The following is a 20,928-nucleotide window of genomic DNA, read 5'->3' on the forward strand; positions in this document are numbered from 1 at the left end:
TTTTTATTAAAGAATAGTGCTAATTTTGTGGTTCGGCACCATCTAAATTTGGAAACCATGAAAGTATAGGTACTCTATATCCACGTAAAGTAATATCGTAATTTTTTCCTTCTTTTATGTTTGCTTGCAGATTCACTGAATGAAACTTCATCATAAGAAGGCTATCCTCATTAGAAATAACTTTTTCGGTTCCATTTTTTTGCTCAACCTAGTACAATCTTACCAATTTAAAAAAGACCACCATTACTGGCAGTCCTTTTTTGGTAGTTTTAGAAATTAAATTATAACATGTTAATATACAAATTATAAATATACTTTTACAAAAGATACTATAAGTTTTTTATAATTCTTGATTTCTCAGTTTCCATTGCATACTGAATTTTCCTGTAAGTATTAATAACTACCATTAAAATTATCAATTCACTATATTATTAGAAAAAACTGGTTATCTACATAATTGTTTGGTAAAATATAGATATAATTTAAGAGGATAAAGTTAATATAGATCAACTAAGTAATGCTAAGAAAATGTTTTATTGCATAAAAAAGGCTCCATTGCTGGAGCACTCAAAATAAACAAACGAATTAAAACAAGAAACAGACAATTTAACTATATAGATAAAACATAAATAAATCTATATATATGTAAAAATGCATATAAAAACTCTATTTATTGATGCTATAATAGGTTTACTCGATGATTGTTATATTTTTTTATGGTTTTTAAGCAATAAATACCTTCTTAACACCAAGTGTACAAGAAAAGAAGACATCTTAAGTGATGTCTTCTTTTCTTATATAATAACAACACAATAAAATTAAGATGGTTCAAGTGGGAGGAAGGCACCTTTGGGTATCTTTTCTTTGTCGAATTTGCCTAATAGGTGTAGCACCACATTGCTATCAAGTTAAAAAATTTTTTCACCCAAAACAAAAAAACGAGCTGAATTCACATAAATAACTATGGAAGAAAACAAAAACTTAGGATTAAAGAACTTGTGATGTATGACTATATTGGCTGTTTTTATTCAGAAGGATATATTAATCCTGAGTATACATTTGTATTTAATCATGAGGATATCGAAGAAATTATATTTGTAGGTTTTATAGATGAGGAAGAAGAGGCATTTGTAGGATTGCTTAATTGAATAGAATCTAGAAACAGGTAATTTTCAAATTTCGATAAAACTAGCAATCTCCACGCCGAACTTGGACAAATCCTAAGCGGGGGAAAAACGGACGCGAAAATGATGAAGAGATTACTATTTTTAAATCAGTTGGTTTGGCTGTAGTAGATATTATCGTTGCGAATTATTTGTATGAGAAAGTAGTGGAGCGCGGGATGGGATTGAGTTTTGAGGGACTGCCTTTTGGTGGTCTTTTTTGCATGAAATCTTGTAAAGCTAGAAAAAGTAGGATATTTAACGATTAGAATTGAATATTCATATTCTAATATTCAATAGAAAGATAAAACGTTTAAAAGTTCAGAATAATAGATTATAATGTGTTTAGTAAAATTAACCAATAAATATTTTGCTCATTATGTATTAAAGGGGAAATGAAAATGGCTGGACAAATTCGTATGTCACCAGAGGAGCTTAAATCGAAAGCGGCTCGATATGGACAAGGTGCAAATCAAATTGAGGACATTTTAAGTCAACTACAAAACTTGCAAAATGAATTAAGAGGAGAATGGGAAGGACGTGCTTTTGAAGGTTTTGACCAACAGTTCAATCAATTAAAGCCAAAGGTACAAAACTTTGCACAGCTATTACAAGAAATTAATATGCAGCTTAATAAAACTGCAGAGGCTGTTGCTTCTCATGATGAAGAATTATCACGTAATTTCGGTTTGAAATAAAAATTGTTTTACTCTATATAACAAGTATTTCAAATGAGCCATACAGCTTATATTGTATGGCTCATTTGATTGCATGCCTAGCGAGTGATATTGATAGGGATATATATTTAATGAGATTTCTTTGGTGCGTCTGGAAAACTTATAGAAAGGGTTTGAAAGAATGGGACAATTTCAAAGTAATTTACAAACAGCAACGCAAATTGCTACGAAAATGGGATCAGCCTCTGATAGGATTCAAAGTGCAACCAGTCGTTCTATAACAAAGGCGGCGCGTACAACGTTGTCTGTTAATTTCAAATCACAAGAAGCGAATCAGCAAGTTTTAGACTTGACGAAACAATTTTCCGCTGCCTTCCAGCAAGCGGTTGATAATATTCATTCGGTAGCTAAAGAATTTGAGAGAATGGATAACGAACTTCACAATACTTTTCGCTGATGTGACAACCTACGTAAAGTAAAATAGTAGGAGGAAAAAGATGGGTCGAGATATTGAAAATAAAATTAAAGAGTTAAATCTAAAGTTACGAAATGTATTTGAAGAACAGGACCGAAATCAATTCGCGATTCAAGCTCAGGAACAAGCGGAAGCAGATTTTTATGAATGTAGGAGTCGAAATCGTCGTTTGTTTGAACGAATTTTAGGAACTTGGCATGGTGATAGAGAAATGTCCCAGTTTTTTATGAATACGTATCAAGATGCACAACATATTGAACGAAAAGTAACATTTGAATTGGAAAACAAAAAAGAAACATTGTTTAAAGAGAAACGAGATCTTAGTAATTTAGAAAACGCCCTTTCATATCAGCAACAACAATTAGTAAAGGAGGCTAATTCATGAGTTTAAATATGTATTTGGGAGAAGTACAGAACCAAACTCAAAGTATGAATGCTGTATGTACGGCCACCATTCAAGGTATGGAACAAGCGATTCAGTCGATTGATGCTTTTGCAATTGATACTGTGTTACAAGGGCAAACGTATAGCAGTGCAAAATCATTTTTTGTACAAACTTTTCGTCCTCTAGCACAAGGAATTATTTACTTATGTGAAGAACTAATCCGTCAGAATAATGCCTTTCCAAGTCAATTTCAATCACAGGTAGCTTCAACTGATGTTATTGAACAAGAAGTGTTAGAACAAATTCGAGAAATTGACCGAATGAAAACAAGTATGGAAGCTGTCAATCAAGCTATGCCAATTCCGGGTATGGATGCTATGGTAAATCTTTTTATTGTTATGAGGAAAAAACTGCAAGAAAAGCTGGATCATTTGTATCAATTCAATCAGACCTCTAGTAATAATTATAGTACAGCAATTCAATTAGCAGCGAGTATTGCTGCAGGTCTTGCGGAAGTCCAAAGTGGAAAAGGTTTTAATGCTTTAACAGGGATATTTAGTGTGAAAGAATTAAATATGGAATGGACGGTGGCTATTCAAAAAAAATCAGAAGATAAAGTTCATGCTGTTCAAATTGAAAAAGAAGCTGTTAAAAATGATTGGTTTTTGATGGATTCAAAAGAGGTAAAGGAAAAAGCTGAGGAAACAGCTAATGGAGTAGCAACAGTTACTGGAGTAGTTGTAAAAGGAATTGGTAGTATAATAAATGGTAAAAAGTATGAAAAATCATTTACTGAGGAAAAGGGATATGGTGGTATATTTATTAAAGGTCTTACACTTGAAGCAGAGCCATTTGTAAGTTCTCGTACTTATGATAGATTTGATGTAAAAGATAAAGAAAAGAGAGAACAAACCTATGGACCTATGGTTGGTTTTACAGTAGCCCAAGCTGGAATAGAACAAGAGAATATTAAAGGATTTGGAATAGGAGCTGAAGCTAAAGTAGCGCTTGCTACTGCAGAGTTAGGTGCTCATGTGGAAAATGGAAACTTACATATAGGAGCTGAAGCTACTCTAGTAAAATATGAGAGTGCTATAAAAATTCCTATTCCATTTATGGATAAAAAGTTACAAATTGGGGGATCAGCATCGCTTGGAACACTCGGGGGATCTTTTGAAGCTGGAAAAAGCGGATTCAAATTCCATGCACCATTTGGTCCTGGTGTAGGTTTATGGGGATTTGGTTTAGAAGTTAGTGTTAAGGAATAAAGGAGATAATTAGTATGAATAAAAAAGTGAAAAATTTTAAATATCTTATGATTATATTAGCTTGTATTGCAATTTTTGGTACAATTTTACCTAATGCATTGGATCCAAATGAAACATTAGCAGGTAACATTTCGGTTGCAGTTTTTGGTACAATTGGTACTTGTTTGTTGTTTTCTATTACTTATTTCATTATAAAAAAGGCTATTTTAAGAAGGGGAAACTAAGATGGTACAAAATTTAGAGTTAGAATTACTTCCAATAGGTTCTGTTGTAATGTTTAAAGATTGGGAACATCCATTAATGGTTTATGGAAGAAAACAGATGGATTCTGAAACAAAAAGAACATGGGATTATGTATGTTGTTATTTTCCTCATGGTAATATTTCTTCGGAGTATAATTTCTTTTTGAATCATGAAGATATTTCTAGTGTTTTACATCTTGGTTTTATTAATGAAACAGAATTAGAGTTTCAAAAATTATTTAAAAAAGAAGTTGAAGAAACACGGTGATTTTTTTAAGCTGTTAGTGTTTTTGAAATAGTTAATGAATGAATGTTAAGACATATATATTTAAAGGAAGGGGACTCTCTATGAAATTACTTCGTTCATTTCTCATTTTGACTCTTGTTGTATTGTTAAGCGCATGTAATACAGCAACAAAAGTCACAAAGGTTCAAAAAAATGGCGAAACGACTTTAACAATTGGTTCTTTGCAGGGGTATTACGATTTACAAACGCTTAAAGCTGAAAAAGGAAATGTGGAAATTCCTTATGAGGCAGCAGTTGAAGAAGGTACGATTTTATTGCAAGTCACAAAAGATGATAAGGTCATTTATGAAGAAGAAGTCACTTCTCAAAAAGAAGGTTTGCTTTCTTTTGAAGCGCCAAAACCCGGATCATATGATTTAATTGTACGTGTGAAGGGTAAAGAAGAGAAAGCAAAAGGAATTCAAATACATACAAAGCTATAAAAAATGGCAATTGATTTTTACCTGTTTGCCAATTCTATTTCTAGTTGGTTTTGGTGATACATGCTTATTAATTTTAAGAAGTAAACGTAAAGTAGCTCCAAAATATACAATAAAAATTGATTTTAGAGCTACTTTCACTTTTGGTGATTCTTAATAAAACATTTAATAAATTTTATAATAATTTAATTCTAATCATTAAAAATCCTACTTTTTCTTACTTTAATAGTTTCTAAAATATAAATAAGAATACCTAAACCAAATATCTTTTCAGCATTAGAAATATTATTACCTAATTTAATAATAGGTACATTTAATCCGAATTTTTCACTCCATTCTAAAGGCATATATCCTTTTTTACAGTTTATTAATATACGATCATCTATTGTACGAAAAGATGTTTCAAAAAAATCAAATTCAACTTCTATCTCAGAAAGTTTTATGTCTTTTTCATTTATTAAAGAACCACGTACCATTCCAAATCCTTGTATCATATTTTCTTTAAACATACCTACACAATTATAATTTGAATCATAAATAGCCCAATCATAATTTTCAATTTCACTATGAAAGTATGCAAGAATTTCTCCATCACTTGCTTCTAATCCAAAAACTTCTTTATTTTTTAAAATAGGTAATGTTGAAGAAATCATCTTTGTTCCTGCTACATATCTTCCATCAGGAGTATATAAACCTAAATGTTTATTATTGCTGGGTAATTCTAACAAAACATAAGTATCAATATCCCAAAATGTTAAATCATTTTTAACTATATTTTTTTCTAGTAAATTTCCTTTGCTTAATTGCCAAAATCCAATACTAAAAAATACAAGAGAAGCTATAATAATTAAGATTACTGGTCCCCAATTAATGTTACCCCAAGTATTATACATACCAATTAATCCATAAAGAAAAAGCCCAGTTCCAATTAAACACTTAAACTTCCCCTTTTTTTTATAATACTCAAATAATTCCACGCAAACACCTCTATCAGTTGATTTTAATACTCCAATTATTCTTTAAATATAACAAAGAAAAAATGTATAATCTAACGTTTTTTCGAAAATATAATTAAAAAATAGTAATTCTAAATAAATTAAATTTGAAATGTATCAAGAATATTATCTTTTTTTCTTTGTTGATACCAATGTATTTTAGTGTGATTTGTGTTGTGCTGTGATTTGAAATTTCTTGCAACATGGCTACATCTTTAGTAGGTGGGGCTAATTTCTTAACACTTGTCGCAGAAGTAGGAAGTGGTGGGTTAGCATCACCAATTGTTCTTCCATTAGATGCAGTTGCTACAGCGGCTGGTGTTGGTGTTGTTGTACATGGTGGATTGGTTTGGGATAAATCGATTCGAAATGCTAAGGATACTCTTCAAAAATTCGAGTCTTCTCCATCTTCTGGTGAGCGTATTAATAAAGTTAAAGAGAATGGTAAACTTAATAAAGAGGAAAATGCTACTAAAGGGATGGATAATACCAGCAATAAAACCAGCGGAGATAATCCAAAAGTAATTGAGGAATTAGAGGAACCTGTTATTGATGGAAAGCGAGTTGGAAGTGGAGAAAAGATTGATGAAGTAAAACTTATTTGGGGAAGAGATGAAAAAGGAAAGCCTATCATAGTAAAAGAGTTTCCTCATGTCCCTAAGGAACATGGCTTTTCTGAGATTGTTGATAATTACTCAAGATTTGCTGATGAATTTCCATTAGTAGGAGGAGATCGTATTAGTAGAATATTCTTCCAAACAGAAGGAAGCAACGGTGGTAAAAAAGGTGTCTTTGAGTGGATTGTTGAACCAAATGGAAATGTAAGTCATAGAAGATTTATTGAAAATGGTACTGTTACAGGGAAACCAAATCAAGTTCCCAAAAAGTAAAAGGAGAATTATATGGATTTAATAGATTTTAAGAACAAAGGTCTTAAGTATGATTGGAAAACTATTTACACCGGTGTAAATAAAAAATATTTCGAACCGAATGTCATTTCTGATTATGCGGTGGAACTAATGGAAGCCGGTGATGATGAAGCTTTTGTTAATGAACTGGTTTGGGGAATAGATTCTAGTGATTTAGATAAAATTTTGTTTGAAATTAAAGATTTCCACTTTCCTAATCTAGAAGAAAATAGTGAAGAATTACAGAATGAGATAAGTAAACTCGGATTCGTTTACTTATCTAAGTTAAAAGAAAAGATTACTGATGAGGATGAACTATTAAATAGAATTGCAGAGTTTTATGATAGACATGATTATCCTGAAGATATGACAAGTTTTATTACTTATATGCCCCAAGATACCCCAACTACGAAAGAAGATTTATTAAATAGGTTTTATAAATTTTTGGATTCAGAGAAAAAATTTATTGAATAGCTACTTTGCTAGATTCTGAGGGCAAGAAATGAATTTTTTGAAGAACAAGCCTTCTTTAAGATTGAATATTTCAATGAACCATGTTATCTAGCTTGGAGTAAGTGAAGAGAAAGTTACATATGGAGAATGATTAACAAAAGAGACCTAACATTTGCAGTCTCTTTTGTTGATTTAAATTAAAAAGTATCATTTAAGTGGATGCCCTTTTGTACCTCTTACTTTACATACAAATAGGCTTCAATTGCTGATAGATACATAGTATCTTTTACCCTTGCTGTTATGTACTTTGTATTGTGGCGCTCCATTCACAGTTACTTTTACATCAATGGTAAATCCTAATCTTACCTCTAAAGCACCAACAACATCTTTACTCTGCCAAGAAAGAGATTCATCGAGTTCAGGTAAACGAAGAACATAGAATACGTAATTTTAACTAGATTTATTATTAACTAAACTATCTCCACCACCAAGCTCCACCTCAATCTGCGAAGTCTTCGATGACTCAGCCATACGCCAATACGTAATAAAGCTTATCGCGATACATCCGGCTACGTAGAAGTAGAATAGTGATTCCATTCCGATACTCTTTAGCCATAATGCGATGAACTCAGCTGTTCCGCCGAATATCGCAACGGTTAGTGCATATGGTAAACCTACGCCTAGTGCGCGAATTTCGGTCGGGAAGAGTTCTGCTTTTACAATTGCGTTAATAGAAGTGTAACCAGTAACGATGATGAGACCGACCATCATGAGTAAGAATGCTACGATTGGTTCTGTCGTTTTTTCCATAAAGAAGAAGATTGGTGCTGTTAGTAATGTTCCGAGAATACCGAATGCCATTAATAGTGGGCGTCTTCCAATTTTATCGGATAGTAGTCCTGCAATTGGTTGAAGTACGACGAAAATAAGTAGTGCGACAAAGTTAATCCAGCTTACAACTTCTTTCGGAAGACCGACTGTGTTTACCATGAACTTTTGTAAATATGTTGTGTACGTATAGAATGCGACAGTGCCTCCTAATGTTAGGCCGACTACTGTTAATACTGCTTTCGGGTGTTTCATAAGAGCGCGAACGGTTCCTGCGCTTTCGCGTTTTTGTGATTTTATGTTTGCGAACTGCTCCGACTCATCCATCGTGCGGCGAAGCCATAATACAGCTACTGCACCCATCGCTCCAATAATGAACGGAATGCGCCATCCCCAAGCTTTCATATCTGGTTCGCTTAGTAATTGCTGAAGAACAATTTGAACGCCTAACGCAACCATTTGCCCAGCAACGAGCGTTACATATTGGAAACTTGAATAAAAGCCGCGGCGACCACTACTAGCCATTTCAGATAAATATGTGGCAGAAGTTCCGTACTCTCCGCCAAGTGATAATCCTTGTAGTAAACGGGCAAGAACTAAAATAATTGGTGCCATAATACCGATACTTTCGTAACTAGGGGTACAGGCGATAATGAAAGAACCACCGGCCATAACCGTAATCGAAAGCGTTAATGCTGCCCGGCGTCCGTGCCGATCTGCATAGCGTCCCATTAATAAACTTCCGATAGGGCGCATTAAAAATCCAACTGCGAAAATAGCTGCTGTGTTGAGTAACTGACTCGTTGGATCTCCTTTAGGAAAGAACTCTGCTGAGAAGTAAACAGCGAAAGCAGAGTAAACGTACCAGTCGTACCATTCAATTAAATTACCGACGGAACCTTTGAAAATATTGCCGGGGACTCGGTTTGATTTTACTTGAGCCATACTAATTCCTCCTCGTGCTTATAAATAAAATGAAAATTATGAAAGCGTGTTCATTATAGTTGAATTGTACTGTCTGTAGAATGAAATCTCAATATTATGACAATTTTATTCTTTTTGTACTTTATGTACATGGAGAGTTTTAATAGTTGCTTCATTATTCGTTTTGTCATAATAATAGAAAAAGGAGATTGATAGTTTTGAATATTTTATCAAAGGGTATGGGGTATGAAAAAATCACGCAAAGTGTCATTACAAACGAAAATAGTAAGCTTAATTATCGCGTTAATTTTATTTGTCGTTCTCCTATTAGCGGGAATATTTGTTTACATTCAGTCCGTTGATACGAAGCGCCAAGTGGAACAGTTAGCACTGCAAACAGCGAAGTCGCTTTCTTTTATGCCAGCTATAAAAGATGCTTTTCAGAATAACGAGCATAAAAGTACGATTCAATCTATTGCGGAACAAGTTCGTGAGCAAGCTGGCGCAGATTATGTCATTATAGAAGATCGCTTTGGGGTGATGTATTCCCATTCTAATTCGGAGTTAATTGGTACAAAGAGTAACAATCCATATAACTATGAAGCACTTACTTTTGGAGGATACTATACGCTCGAAGGAAATGGGGAAAGTGGTCCGGCTTTGATGGCAAAGGCACCCATTATTGTTCATAACGGAGACTACGATCAAGTCGTAGGTGTTGTGACAGTAGAGTTTTTAATAAAAGGGATTGAATCTAACATACTGAGCAGAACGAAAGAAATTGTACTCTTTTCCTTAGCTGTATTACTAGCTGGAATTGTTGGAGGCATTCTTTTAGCGCGTAGCATTCGGAAAGATACACTCGGTTTGGAACCGAATGAAATCGCAGCGCTATACCGGGAACGAAGCGCAATACTACTATCTATAAAAGAAGGGATTATCGCCATTGATCAAAATGGTTTTATTACGATGATGAACACCTCGGCAGAAGAGATGCTACATGTAAATGATGATTATATGCAGCAGCACATTTCAAAAGTTTTACCGGAATTTAATATGGAAAGAGTGCTAGAAAACGATCAAGAAATCGCGTTTCAAGATAAAGTGTTTATTTTAAATAGGACACCAATACTCGAAAATAATAATACGGTAGGCGTTGTATGTAGTTTTAGAGATAAAACAGAATTGCAAAATTTAGTGAATACAATATCTGAGGTAAGAAAGTATTCGGAGGACTTACGCGCTCAAACACATGAATTTACAAATAAGCTGTTCGTCTTATCAGGGTTACTTCAGCTAGGGCATTACAAAGAAGCGATTGAATTTATCCAGCAAGAATCTAATATTCATCAAAGCCAAAATCATATTTTATTCCATCAAATTCACGATGCGAAAGTACAAGCTATTTTATTAGGAAAACTCGCAACAGCGTCTGAAAAGAAAATCGATTTTCATATTGAAGGAGATAGCACGCTTCATCCGTTACCAGACCATATAAAGGTTTCGCATCTTATTACGATTCTTGGAAACATAATCGACAATGCATTTGATGCGGTGAATGAACGAGAGGAAAAGAGTGTTTCCTTCTTTGTTACGGATATTGGGCACGATATTGTGTTTGAAGTGATAGATAGTGGGATAGGGATACCGGCAGAAAAAATCACGACTATTTTTCAAAAAGGATTTTCAACGAAAGGAAATGATCGTGGTTACGGACTAGCAAACGTGAAAGAAATGGTAGATCTACTAGGGGGAACAATTGAAATTCAAAACGAGAAAAATGGGGGAGCTATTTTTACAATTTACCTTCCGAAAACATTGAAAGAAAGTACATAACAAACAGGGGGATGGACATATGTTGAAGGTTGCAATTGCAGAAGATGATTTCCGCGTCGCGCAAATTCAAGAGGAGTTTTTATTAAAAATAAAGGATGTAAAAGTAATCGGAAAAGCATTAAATGCAAAAGAAACGATAGAACTACTACAAAAGGAAGAAATCGATTTACTTCTATTAGATAATTATTTACCAGACGGAATTGGGACAGACTTATTACCAAAAATTCATGCCGACTTTCCAAGCGTTGACGTCATTATGGTAACGGCGGCGAATGAAAACCACATGTTAGAAAAAGCAATTCGAAACGGCGTAAGCAACTACCTTATAAAACCGGTCACGTTAGAAAAATTTGTTCGTACAATTGAAGATTATAAAAGAAAGAAGCAACTATTACATAGTAACAATGAAGTGAATCAAGCACTCATCGATAACTTCTTCGGCATTTCGCAAACACAAGACATAAAAAATTTACCGACAGGTGTAGATCCGTTAACACTGCAAAAAGTGAAAGGGATTATAAAAGGATTCGAAGAGGGCATTACAATAGAAGAAATGGGAGAACAAATGGGGGCCTCCAGAACAACCGCAAGAAGATATTTAGAATACTTAGTAGCGACAAACGAATGCACAGTAGAATACACATACGGCATTATCGGACGACCAGAACGAAAGTACCGAATAGGACGAGGGCTATGAAAAAACGATTATTACTATTTATATGGATCATGACAGTAGTAATAGCTGGTTGTTCCTCGGAAAAATCCCATACGAATACAGTGAACATCGACAAAGTAGAAATCGTTGCACCAAACGTTCAAGGAGCAGGATGGGACTTAACAGCGCGGGCGATGCAAAAAACGCTCACAGAAGAAAAAATCTTCACAAAACCAATCACAGTTACAAACAAAGTAGGTGGCAGTGGTGATGTCGGATGGAAATATACGAAACAAAAAGGCGGTCACGTACTGGCGATTAACTCAAGCTTACTCATAACGAACAACCTACTAGGCCACAGTAAACTAACATATAAAGACTTCACGCCACTCGCAACATTAGCATCGGACTGGGAAGTTGTTGTCGTATCAAAAGACTCAAACATAGAAAACGCAAACGAACTAATGAAACAACTAAAACAAAACAAGAAAAACTTCAAAATCGGCGTTGCCCCCGGCCTAGGAAACGACGATCACCTATCCTTCGTACAAGTAAGCAAAGCCTTCGGCATAAACCCTGCCGAACTACAATTCTTCGTCTACGAAAACAAAGGAAAAATCATAAATGCTCTAACGAACAAACAAATAGGCGCCGCAACCATGACCCTATCCGAAGCCGAAAAACAATACAAAGCCGGCAAAATAAAAATACTAGCCGTATCCGCACCAAAACGGCTAGACCGCCTACCAGAAATCCCAACATGGAAAGAACAAGGAATCAACGTCATCTTCCAGCACTGGAAAGGAATTATGGGCCCAAAAGATATGACGGAGGAAGAGGTTGCTTATTGGGATAGTGTGATTAAGAGGATGGTTGAGAGTGATAGTTGGAAGGGGATTTTGAGGGAGCGGGGGTGGGAGAGTTTTTATAAGGATAGTGGGGAGAGTAGGGGGTTTTTGGAGGAGTGTCATTTTAGGTATGAGGAAATGGTGAAAAAAGAGGCTTAAGAGGGAAGTATTCAATCAGGCTTTATTTTTGTAGTTACTTCTATATAATATAAAAGAGATGAGAGTGTTAGGCTAATTGTATTAAAATGGCTAGATAGGGATAGATAAAATCTACCTTACTGATTAAAAATATATTAGTCGTTAAAAGATATAAAAGGCATTTTTCAGTCTATAAAGTGTGGAAACATAAAGTATAGAGTTTCTGTGAGATTTAAGGAGGACATAATGAAGAAAAATATTTATGTTGTTGGAGCAGTAATTGTTCAAGATGAGAAAATTTTATGTGCACAAAGAGGACCATCTAAATCGCTACCTCTTATGTGGGAATTTCCAGGTGGGAAAATAGAAGAGGGAGAAACACCTCAAGAGGCGTTAAAGCGTGAAATTGATGAAGAAATGCATTGTAGCGTGCAGATTGGTGAGCAAATTGATTATACAGCCTATGAGTATGATTTTGGTATTGTTCATTTGAAAACTTTCTATTGTAAACTTGTTGAAGGAAGTCCGGTTCTAACTGAGCACGTAGCAATTAAATGGTTATATCCGAATGAACTAGCAGCTTTAGAGTGGGCACCTGCGGATATCCCGACTATTGAGAAATTATCAAAAGAATCGATTGTAAAGTAATTTGAAAAAAACTATTCGTTTTATACGGATAGTTTTTTATATTTGTAATAAATTTGCACTTTAAATCAGTGAGTAATACAATTAATATAAAAAATTGTCATAAATGGTGATCATATGGAGAATTTTATTCAAAAATTAGAGGGGTCTTTATATAAAGGGTTTATTGATCAAAAACATAATCATCCTGGAATATATAAGCCGAAATTATTAGTAAACAATACGAAAAAAAATGAAAATGTTTTAAGCTCATTATTGGAGGAGCTAGAAAATAGTACATCTTTTATTTTCTCAGTAGCTTTTATTACAGAAAGCGGGCTAGCGACTTTAAAATCACATTTCCTTGATCTTAAACAAAAAGGGGTTAAAGGACGTATATTAACATCTACATTCTTAAACTTTAATACACCAAAAGTGTTTAGAGAGTTAATGAAACTTGAAAATGTAGAAGTAAGATTAACAAATTTATCTGGTTTTCATTCAAAGGGATACATATTTGATAATAAAACACATTGTTCATTAATTGTCGGTAGTTCAAATCTAACTGCACATGCTTTGAAGGTAAACTATGAATGGAACGTTAAGTTAACATCGCATGAAGATGGAGAGATTGTACAGCATTTTAAAAACCAATTTGAAGAAGTTTGGGAGCATTCTCAAGTATTAACCGAAGAGTTGATTGCAAATTACGAAACAATATATGAGCAAGCTGCAGAAAATAAGTTACTAGATCGAGTTATAGAATTACCTGGTCAATATCACAATTCAATTGAAGAAGCTTTGAAAATTACCCCAAATAAAATGCAACAAGCTGCGTTACAAGAAATACAAGCTATTCGAGACGCCGGAAAAGAAAAAGGCTTAGTTATCTCTGCAACAGGAACGGGGAAGACATATCTTTCAGCATTTGATGTCAGAAATTTTGCACCTAAACGGATGTTATTTATTGTTCACCGAGAGCAAATATTAAATAAAGCGAAATCCGATTTTCAAAAAGTTCTTGGTGGGATAGATGAGGACTTTGGAATTTTATCAGGGTCAAATAAACAAATAAATGCTAAATATTTATTTGCGACGATCCAAACCATTTCAAAAGAAGAAAATTTACAGCAATTTGATCCTGGGTTATTTGATTATATTTTAATAGATGAAGTTCATAAAGCAGGTGCTGGTTCTTATCATAGAGTTATTGATTATTTTAAACCGAAATTTTTAATGGGAATGACCGCTACACCTGAACGTACAGATAATTTTAATATTTATGAGCTATTTGATTACAACATTGCTTATGAAATTCGATTGCAAGAAGCACTTGAAGAAGATATGCTTTGTCCTTTCCATTATTTTGGAGTAACTGATTTTGAATATAATGGTGAAAAGATAGATGACACTACTGTTTTATCTAAACTTGTTACGGAAGAACGAGTAGATCATATAGTTGAAAAAGTAAAATATTATGGTTTTTCTGGTGAGAAAGTAACAGGACTAATGTTTTGCAGCCGAAAAGATGAGGCAGAACAATTATCACATGCCTTAAATAATAGAGGTTTTCGCACATTTGCATTAACCGGCGATCATTCCCAAGAGGAAAGAGAACTGCGGGTGAATCAATTAGAAAATGGCATACTGGATTATATTTTAACAGTAGATATTTTTAATGAAGGTATTGATATTCCGAGTGTGAACCAAGTTGTTATGTTGAGACAAACTCAATCAAGCATTATCTTTATACAGCAGTTAGGGCGTGGACTTCGAAAACACGATTCGAAAGATTTTGTTACGATTATTGATTTTATTGGAAACTATAAAAATAACTATTTAATTCCGATTGCCCTTTCAGGAGATAGATCACAAAATAAAGATAATATACGTAGATATACAAATGACACGAGTTATATTAAAGGTATTTCAACAGTTAACTTTGAAGAGATAGCGAAAAAGCAGATCTTTAAAGCGATTAACAATAGTAATTTAACAGCAATGAAAGTATTGAAGGAAGCTTTTGCTGAGTTGAAAAATAGAATAGGAAGAACTCCATATCTATATGACTTTATAGTAAACCATTCTATTGATCCAGTTGTACTTGCAGAAGGATATTCGAACTATTATCAGTTCTTATTGAAAATGAAAGAAGATGTCCCTGCATTAACAGAGTACGAAAATAAAGTTTTAACGATGTTTTCATTGGAAGTATTGAATGGAAAACGTAAAAACGAAATCGTTTTGTTAGACTTATTATTAAAGCAAGAAAAAGTTGATAAGGATGAGTATATAAAACAACTTGAAGAATCTAATTGCTTAACAGATGATGAAACGATTACTTCAGTACAACGAATTTTTGAATTAGAGTTTTTCTCACAAAACAGTCAAAAGAAATATGGAGAAAAGCCAATTCTCTCTTTACAGGACGATAAGATGTATATGTTTAATGATTCTATCCGAAAAAGCTTAGAACAAAATCAATACTTTAAGCGTATGGTTATGGACATTATTAAAAGTGCAAGGAAAAAGAGCAAAAACTATGAGTGTGATAGTAACCTTACTGTATATAAAAAATACTCAAGAAAAGATGTGTGTAAACTTTTAAATTGGCATAATGACGAGAGCTCAACTATGTATGGTTATAAGACAAAGTACTATACTTGTCCAATATTTATCACATACCATAAAAATGATGAGGTAGAATCCAGTGTGAACTACGGTGATGAATTCCTTAATCAAGATGTTCTTAAATGGTATACAAGAAGTAATAGAACATTAAAATCAAAGGAAGTTCAAACAATTATTGATGCTAAAGAAAATAATATTGACGTCCATATTTTTGTGAAAAAAGATGATGACGAGGGAAGCGACTTTTACTATTTAGGAAAAGCGACACCTGATAAAGCAAGTGTAGAACAAACTGAAATGAAAGATAAAAATGGAAAAGAACTACCTGTTGTTACGATGAATATGATTATGGAGAAATCAATTGATAATAAGATCTATGATTATATAAAGGACGGTAATGTTTTGTAGGTATATTAAATTTTTAATATCTTTATGTTTCTAAAATTATTAAGCGAATATAGATGGGGCTGTATCAAAATGACATCGGAGTATGCTTTTGATATGGTCTTTTTTATTGGAATTTAATATGTTTTTTATTAGATTTGTGGATTCATTTAATTGGTTTAAGTAGAATGTGGAGATGGGTCTTTCTAATCGAAGTAAACCGATAACTAGCCCCTCCTAAGCCCCTTACAAGCCCCTACCAAGTAATAAATCACTAAGAAAAAACATAACAAAACAAAAACACCAACAAACACCGTAGTAGGAGTCGAAAAAAAATTTGAAATAATACGCCAAAAACCCTGCCATCCTCCCATATATATTATGAAGGGGCTTTTACTTTTGAACGGAGACGGGAGGAACTTTGATGGCGGTGTATCGTACTGTGCAGGTGAATTTTTGGCAGGATGATTTTGTTTTGGATTTGACGCCGGAGGAGCGGTATTTTTATGTGTACTTGTTGACTTGTTCGAAGACGACGCAGTGTGGGATTTTTCCTTTTCCGAAGCGGTTAGCTGAGATGGAGACGGGTTATAACAGGGAGACTGTTGATAAGCTTGTGCAGCGCTTCATTGTTTATGGGAAGATTCTGTATGATGCGGATACTCGGGAGTTATTCGTTTTGAATTGGCTTCGTTATAATCCGGTGACGAATACGAATGTGGAGAAGTGCGTGCTTCGTGAGCTTAAGGGTGTGAAGAATAAGGAGTTTGTACATATGTTTCTTCAGAAGTGCGCTGAGGAAGAGCTGAATGTTCCTATGCTTTTAGCGCATTTCGGTATGCCGAGTGATTTAGCTGTGGATGATGTTGAGCCAGTTTGCGAGGAGACAGAGGAAGAAGAGGTTATAGAGGAAGAAACAGGAAGTCGTGTGTTTTCCTTTTATGAGCAGCATTTCGGTAGTTTGTCTCCTCATACTGTAGAGGAACTGAGTGCGTGGATGGAAGATTTGTCAGAGGAGCTTGTGCTGAAGGCTCTTCAAATTGCGTTTGAGAATAATAAGCGAACGATTGCTTATGTGAAGGGCATTTTGAGAGGTTGGCATGGGAAAGGTTTTACGAAAGTGTGTGAGGTTGAGGCGGATACGGCGAGCTTTCGGAAGAAGGAGTCGTCTGTTAGTACGGGGGAGACGGAGGAGTTTTTGGCGAGGTGTGAGGAGTGGGAGAAGAATGCGCCGTCAGAGGAAGAGTTGCAGCGCTTTTTAGCGGAGCGCGGGTGGCGGCCATGAGTATTCAAAATGTGGAGGCGGAGAAGACGGTGTTAGGTTCTCTACTAATTGATGGAGAGCTTATTAAGGAGTGCCGTTTGACGGAGCAGTATTTTTCTATGCCAGTACATAAGTCTATATTTCAGTTAATGCGAAAGATGGAAGGCGAGGGGCAACCGATTGATCTTGTGACATTCATTTCTCGGGTAGATCCGAAGTTTTTAGAGGGGATCGGGGGAATGGAGTATTTTATAGGGTTAATGGATGGTGTGCCTACAACTGCCAACTTCTCTTATTATGAGGGGCTTGTTCGAGGTGCGTGGAAAATGTATCAGGCTGGTGTTCTCGGGCACAAGATGGGGGAGCGTCTTATTGCGGAGAAGAGTGAGAAAATTATTGGTGAGACGATTACGGCACTTTGTGAGTTAGAGGAAAAGGACTGTGTATGTGAGTTTGATTTGAAGGATGCGTTAGTTGATTTATATGAAGAGCTTCATCAAGATGCGAAAGAGATTACTGGTATTGAGACTGGTTATACATCGTTAAATAAAATGACGTGCGGATTGCAGGAAGGTGATTTTGTCGTTCTTGGTGCGCGCCCTTCTATGGGGAAGACTGCGTTTGCACTAAATGTTGGACTGCATGCGGCGAAGTCTGGAGCGGCGGTTGGATTATTTTCGTTAGAGATGAGTAGTAAGCAATTGTTGAAAAGGATGGCGTCTTGCGTAGGTGAAGTGTCAGGAGGCAGATTGAAAAATCCGAAGCATCGTTTTGCGATAGAGGACTGGGAGAAGGTGAGTAAGGCATTTGCGGAGATTGGTGAACTACCATTTGAGATTTACGACAATGCAGGTGTTACGGTGCAAGATATTTGGATGCAAACTCGTAAGTTAAAGCGGAAGCACGGTGATAAAAAGCTTTTAGTCATTGTAGATTATTTGCAGCTCATTACGGGCGATCCGAAGCATAAGGGCAATAGATTTCAAGAGATTAGTGAGATTTCTCGTAAGCTTAAGGTATTAGCACGTGAGTTAAATGTTTGTGTAGTAGCGTTATCACAGTTATCTCGTTCTGTAGAGTCACGGCAAGATAAGCGTCCGCTATTATCTGATTTAAGAGAGACGGGACAAATTGAGCAAGATGCGGATGTCATTATGCTTATGTATCGTGAGGATTATTACGATAAGGAAACGAAGCAGAAGGAGATGACGGAGATTCATGTGGCGAAGCATCGAAACGGGCCTGTGGGGAGTTTTAAGCTGAGGTTTTTGAAGGAGTTTGGGCGGTTTGTGGAGATTGGATGATAAAATAGAAGAAGACATATAAAAAAGTAAAGGAGTGGTTACGGATGACAAAAGTAGGTCGTTTATATGAGCAAGAGAAGCAAGAAGAAATTGATAAAGCACTTTCGGCAGCTGGAATGCTCTTTAAAGGAATGAGTGTAGAAGAAATAGCTAAAAAATTAGATGTAACAATTGAAAAGGTGAAAGAGTGGGAGAAGCGTTTATCTCATTAATCGCTGGGGTAATGGCAGCGTCTGTATAAATTTATACAAAAATAGCCGAATATTTACTATATAATAGTCGGCTATTTTTGTACGGAGAAGTTGTTAGGTTTAATACGCAAATCTTTTGGTTTGCTCTTGAATATGTTCCTCATTTCCCCATAAAGAAAGACTTTCTCTCTGCAGTAATCCATTGCTGCAAATCATCTTGGCTACGTCGGACAAGTCGATTTACTAAAACATCATGCCATACGTAATCCTCTAATAAGTATATATGAACGGGGTCATCTGTATAAAAAGCAATATTACGCTCTTCAAGTGATGGTCCATAAATCATCTCTTTAGAATCTATCGATACAATAAACCAATGTTCTGTAGACAAGGTCTCTGTATAAGGTGTTATGCGGTGGGCTTCTAGATTTTTAATGGGATTTTCAACATGCAGGGTAATACCTTGTATTGTAACTTTATCAGCTACTTCAGATAGATCTTCTTTTAACGCTTCATACATCTCATCCCACATTGAAATGACAATACGTCGTTCTGCTTTTTTTATTAATGCCTGACAATAGCTAATGATTGTTTTATTGTCTTTTAAAGTAATTACTCGATTATCCGTTTTTTCCTCAGAAGTTTCTAGTTTCTTTAATGAATCACTAATTCCTTCATAAGTAGACTGCCATTCTGATTGCGCCTTCTGTAAAAAGATTTCAACAGGTAGAGGTGAATAGCGGGTGGTGTCATTTATTTCTTCTTTCATGACAATTCCTTTTTCTACAAGGTTACCTAAAATCTCATAAATTCGCGCTCTTGGGACACCCGAATCTTTACTCACTTGATAGGCTGTGACAGGCCCCTGTTTAACAAGAGATACATAAGATTTAGCTTCATATTCATTGAAACCAATTTTTTTAAGCTGTTGCACTATGTAGTCCACTTTTTTCGTCCTCCGATGTTTGCTTTTATATTTCAACGTTACAATAACTATTTACATTTAGCAAATTATTAGTTACTATTCGAATAGTGACTAAAGGGGAGGTTAATAGTATGGATTTTTATTTAGACCCATCCGTATTAATGATTTTGATTGTTTTTGGATTTGTAGCTGCATTTATTGATTCAGTTGTAGGTGGTGGTGGACTCATTGCTTTACCAGCTTTATTATTTACAGGACTGAATCCAGCAAGTGCAGTAGCTACGAATAAACTAGCATCGACAATGGGAAGTGCAACTAGTAATATTGTGTTTTATCGTTCTGGTAATCTTGATTTGAAATCGGCGTTTAAATTAGTTCCGCTCACTTTCATAGGTTCCATAATAGGGGCATGGACTGTTCATTTAATGAACCCAGAAGTACTGAAGCCATTGATGTTGGTAATGCTTGGTGCAGTCGCTATTTATACGATATTCAAAAAGGATTGGGGTAGTATTTCTACTCATAAGAAATTATCTGGTCGACACGTCATTATTTTTACCTTTTTTATTTTTGCTATTGGTTTTTATGATGGATTTCTAGGGCCTGGCACAGGTTCGTTTTTAATGTTCGCTCTTTTATTTATTGGGTATGATTTTTTAAAAGCAGCAGGTAATGCGAAGCTTCTTAATTTAGGAAGTAATGTTGGTGCATTGTTGATGTTTATGTATGTAGGGCAAGTAAACTATGTGTATGGTTTTATAATGGGGATTGCTCAAATTGCTGGAGGGATTGTTGGATCCAAATTCGCTATAAAAAAAGGAAGCGGGTATGTTCGTGCTCTTTTCATTACAGTAACTTGTTTATTGTTAGCGAAAAATCTGTATGACTATGTGCAGTAAGTGATTTTGAACATCTTTTCTTCAAGGGACGTAGAAAAAGGTCAAATACTACAATTGAAAAATGTTAAGGGATAATTTATTCAACGAACCATCACAACAGTGATTAACTATGTAAGCTACATAGAATATAAGAAGTATCGGGAAAAATGCTCATTAATAAAGAGGCTGTTTTATAATCCGGTTTC

The 20,928-nt window shown here is 35.0% G+C and carries 22 protein-coding genes and 4 pseudogenes; 20 read left to right on the forward strand and 6 right to left on the reverse strand.

Annotated elements, in window-relative coordinates; translation table 11 throughout:
- Nucleotides 1–19: 19 nt before the first annotated feature.
- The gene (locus HMPREF1014_RS32205) at nucleotides 20–151 is read right to left on the reverse strand and encodes a hypothetical protein (RefSeq protein ID WP_255344397.1); all 132 of its coding nucleotides are present in this window, start codon (nucleotides 149–151) and stop codon (nucleotides 20–22) included.
- An 811-nt stretch (nucleotides 152–962) separates the two neighbouring features.
- Here HMPREF1014_RS32205 and HMPREF1014_RS16655 point away from each other — a divergent pair.
- The 9 genes and pseudogenes from HMPREF1014_RS16655 to HMPREF1014_RS16690 all read left to right on the forward strand — a co-directional run.
- Nucleotides 963–1,148: pseudogene (locus tag HMPREF1014_RS16655) on the forward strand (DUF4176 domain-containing protein); the annotation flags it as partial.
- A 116-nt stretch (nucleotides 1,149–1,264) separates the two neighbouring features.
- Nucleotides 1,265–1,432, forward strand: a complete 168-nt coding sequence (locus HMPREF1014_RS32475; RefSeq protein ID WP_332309764.1) for an ornithine cyclodeaminase — start codon at nucleotides 1,265–1,267, stop codon at nucleotides 1,430–1,432.
- Nucleotides 1,433–1,564: 132 nt separating this feature from the next.
- Entirely contained in the window at nucleotides 1,565–1,861 is a 297-nt protein-coding gene (locus HMPREF1014_RS16660; protein WP_000918591.1) for a WXG100 family type VII secretion target, read from the forward strand.
- Nucleotides 1,862–2,021: 160 nt separating this feature from the next.
- Nucleotides 2,022–2,297 (forward strand): TIGR04197 family type VII secretion effector, encoded by a 276-nt coding sequence (locus tag HMPREF1014_RS16665; protein ID WP_000529664.1) that lies wholly within the window; start codon nucleotides 2,022–2,024, stop codon nucleotides 2,295–2,297.
- A 40-nt stretch (nucleotides 2,298–2,337) separates the two neighbouring features.
- Nucleotides 2,338–2,700 (forward strand): DUF3958 family protein, encoded by a 363-nt coding sequence (locus tag HMPREF1014_RS16670; protein WP_000532192.1) that lies wholly within the window; start codon nucleotides 2,338–2,340, stop codon nucleotides 2,698–2,700.
- Nucleotides 2,697–3,968 (forward strand): T7SS effector LXG polymorphic toxin, encoded by a 1,272-nt coding sequence (locus tag HMPREF1014_RS16675; RefSeq protein ID WP_000056069.1) that lies wholly within the window; start codon nucleotides 2,697–2,699, stop codon nucleotides 3,966–3,968. Before HMPREF1014_RS16670 ends, HMPREF1014_RS16675 begins: the two co-directional genes overlap by 4 nt.
- A gap of 14 nt (nucleotides 3,969–3,982) precedes the next feature.
- The gene (locus HMPREF1014_RS16680; protein WP_001036917.1) at nucleotides 3,983–4,192 is read left to right on the forward strand and encodes a hypothetical protein; all 210 of its coding nucleotides are present in this window, start codon (nucleotides 3,983–3,985) and stop codon (nucleotides 4,190–4,192) included.
- Between the two features lies 1 nt (nucleotide 4,193).
- Nucleotides 4,194–4,478, forward strand: a complete 285-nt coding sequence (locus HMPREF1014_RS16685; protein WP_000250500.1) for a DUF4176 domain-containing protein — start codon at nucleotides 4,194–4,196, stop codon at nucleotides 4,476–4,478.
- 80 nt (nucleotides 4,479–4,558) lie between these two features.
- The gene (locus HMPREF1014_RS16690; RefSeq protein WP_000771855.1) at nucleotides 4,559–4,939 is read left to right on the forward strand and encodes a BA_1872 family lipoprotein; all 381 of its coding nucleotides are present in this window, start codon (nucleotides 4,559–4,561) and stop codon (nucleotides 4,937–4,939) included.
- Nucleotides 4,940–5,127: 188 nt separating this feature from the next.
- On the opposite strand, the gene HMPREF1014_RS16695 is transcribed toward HMPREF1014_RS16690, so the two are convergent.
- Both HMPREF1014_RS16695 and HMPREF1014_RS30285 read right to left on the reverse strand, forming a co-directional pair.
- Nucleotides 5,128–5,913: a hypothetical protein gene (locus tag HMPREF1014_RS16695; RefSeq protein WP_000418485.1), complete on the reverse strand. Its 786-nt coding sequence runs from the start codon at nucleotides 5,911–5,913 to the stop codon at nucleotides 5,128–5,130.
- Between the two features lie 119 nt (nucleotides 5,914–6,032).
- Nucleotides 6,033–6,151, reverse strand: a pseudogene (locus HMPREF1014_RS30285) (tyrosine-type recombinase/integrase); the annotation flags it as partial.
- Here HMPREF1014_RS30285 and HMPREF1014_RS30290 point away from each other — a divergent pair.
- A pseudogene (locus HMPREF1014_RS30290) lies at nucleotides 6,144–6,821 on the forward strand (hypothetical protein); the annotation flags it as partial. The pseudogenes HMPREF1014_RS30285 and HMPREF1014_RS30290 sit on opposite strands and share 8 nt — an antisense overlap.
- Nucleotides 6,822–6,833: 12 nt before the next feature.
- Entirely contained in the window at nucleotides 6,834–7,313 is a 480-nt protein-coding gene (locus tag HMPREF1014_RS16705) for a DUF2247 family protein (protein ID WP_000364136.1), read from the forward strand.
- A gap of 215 nt (nucleotides 7,314–7,528) precedes the next feature.
- Here HMPREF1014_RS16705 and HMPREF1014_RS32605 read toward each other — a convergent pair.
- Nucleotides 7,529–7,703 (reverse strand): annotated as a pseudogene (locus tag HMPREF1014_RS32605) (N-acetylmuramoyl-L-alanine amidase); the annotation flags it as partial.
- A gap of 39 nt (nucleotides 7,704–7,742) precedes the next feature.
- Nucleotides 7,743–9,065 carry an MFS transporter gene (locus HMPREF1014_RS16710; RefSeq protein WP_000079875.1) on the reverse strand — a complete coding sequence of 441 codons (1,323 nt, stop codon included), beginning with the start codon at nucleotides 9,063–9,065 and terminating at the stop codon, nucleotides 7,743–7,745.
- A gap of 225 nt (nucleotides 9,066–9,290) precedes the next feature.
- Here HMPREF1014_RS16710 and HMPREF1014_RS16715 point away from each other — a divergent pair, with 225 nt between their 5' ends.
- The 8 genes from HMPREF1014_RS16715 to HMPREF1014_RS31640 all read left to right on the forward strand — a co-directional run bounded on the left by HMPREF1014_RS16715 (nucleotide 9,291) and on the right by HMPREF1014_RS31640 (nucleotide 18,940).
- Complete coding sequence (locus HMPREF1014_RS16715) at nucleotides 9,291–10,880, forward strand: ATP-binding protein (protein WP_000749628.1); 1,590 nt, start codon at nucleotides 9,291–9,293, stop codon at nucleotides 10,878–10,880.
- 19 nt (nucleotides 10,881–10,899) lie between these two features.
- Complete coding sequence (locus tag HMPREF1014_RS16720; protein ID WP_000921503.1) at nucleotides 10,900–11,577, forward strand: response regulator; 678 nt, start codon at nucleotides 10,900–10,902, stop codon at nucleotides 11,575–11,577.
- Entirely contained in the window at nucleotides 11,574–12,542 is a 969-nt protein-coding gene (locus HMPREF1014_RS16725) for a tripartite tricarboxylate transporter substrate-binding protein (protein ID WP_000746676.1), read from the forward strand. Before HMPREF1014_RS16720 ends, HMPREF1014_RS16725 begins: the two co-directional genes overlap by 4 nt.
- Nucleotides 12,543–12,767: 225 nt before the next feature.
- Nucleotides 12,768–13,169, forward strand: coding sequence for a (deoxy)nucleoside triphosphate pyrophosphohydrolase (locus HMPREF1014_RS16730; protein ID WP_000739608.1), 402 nt, complete (start codon nucleotides 12,768–12,770; stop codon nucleotides 13,167–13,169).
- A gap of 114 nt (nucleotides 13,170–13,283) precedes the next feature.
- On the forward strand, nucleotides 13,284–16,184 hold the full coding sequence (locus HMPREF1014_RS16735) for a DEAD/DEAH box helicase (RefSeq protein ID WP_000427030.1): 2,901 nt from the start codon (nucleotides 13,284–13,286) through the stop codon (nucleotides 16,182–16,184).
- Between the two features lie 400 nt (nucleotides 16,185–16,584).
- Nucleotides 16,585–17,445, forward strand: coding sequence for a DnaD domain-containing protein (locus tag HMPREF1014_RS16740; RefSeq protein WP_000312196.1), 861 nt, complete (start codon nucleotides 16,585–16,587; stop codon nucleotides 17,443–17,445).
- Nucleotides 17,442–18,728 carry a replicative DNA helicase gene (dnaB, locus tag HMPREF1014_RS16745; protein ID WP_000027304.1) on the forward strand — a complete coding sequence of 429 codons (1,287 nt, stop codon included), beginning with the start codon at nucleotides 17,442–17,444 and terminating at the stop codon, nucleotides 18,726–18,728. Before HMPREF1014_RS16740 ends, dnaB begins: the two co-directional genes overlap by 4 nt.
- A 44-nt stretch (nucleotides 18,729–18,772) precedes the next feature.
- Complete coding sequence (locus tag HMPREF1014_RS31640; protein ID WP_000169783.1) at nucleotides 18,773–18,940, forward strand: hypothetical protein; 168 nt, start codon at nucleotides 18,773–18,775, stop codon at nucleotides 18,938–18,940.
- Between the two features lie 139 nt (nucleotides 18,941–19,079).
- Here the strand turns inward: HMPREF1014_RS31640 and HMPREF1014_RS16755 are convergent, their stop codons facing one another.
- Nucleotides 19,080–19,865 carry a TrmB family transcriptional regulator gene (locus HMPREF1014_RS16755; RefSeq protein WP_000384585.1) on the reverse strand — a complete coding sequence of 262 codons (786 nt, stop codon included), beginning with the start codon at nucleotides 19,863–19,865 and terminating at the stop codon, nucleotides 19,080–19,082.
- 110 nt (nucleotides 19,866–19,975) lie between these two features.
- On the opposite strand from HMPREF1014_RS16755, the gene HMPREF1014_RS16760 reads away from it, so the two are divergent.
- A complete protein-coding gene (locus HMPREF1014_RS16760) occupies nucleotides 19,976–20,743 on the forward strand; it encodes a TSUP family transporter (protein ID WP_000348459.1) in 768 nt (255 codons plus the stop codon).
- Nucleotides 20,744–20,928: the final 185 nt, after the last annotated feature.

Origin of the sequence: Bacillus sp. 7_6_55CFAA_CT2 (assembly GCF_000238655.1) — a bacterium.
GTDB lineage: Bacteria > Bacillota > Bacilli > Bacillales > Bacillaceae_G > Bacillus_A > Bacillus_A cereus.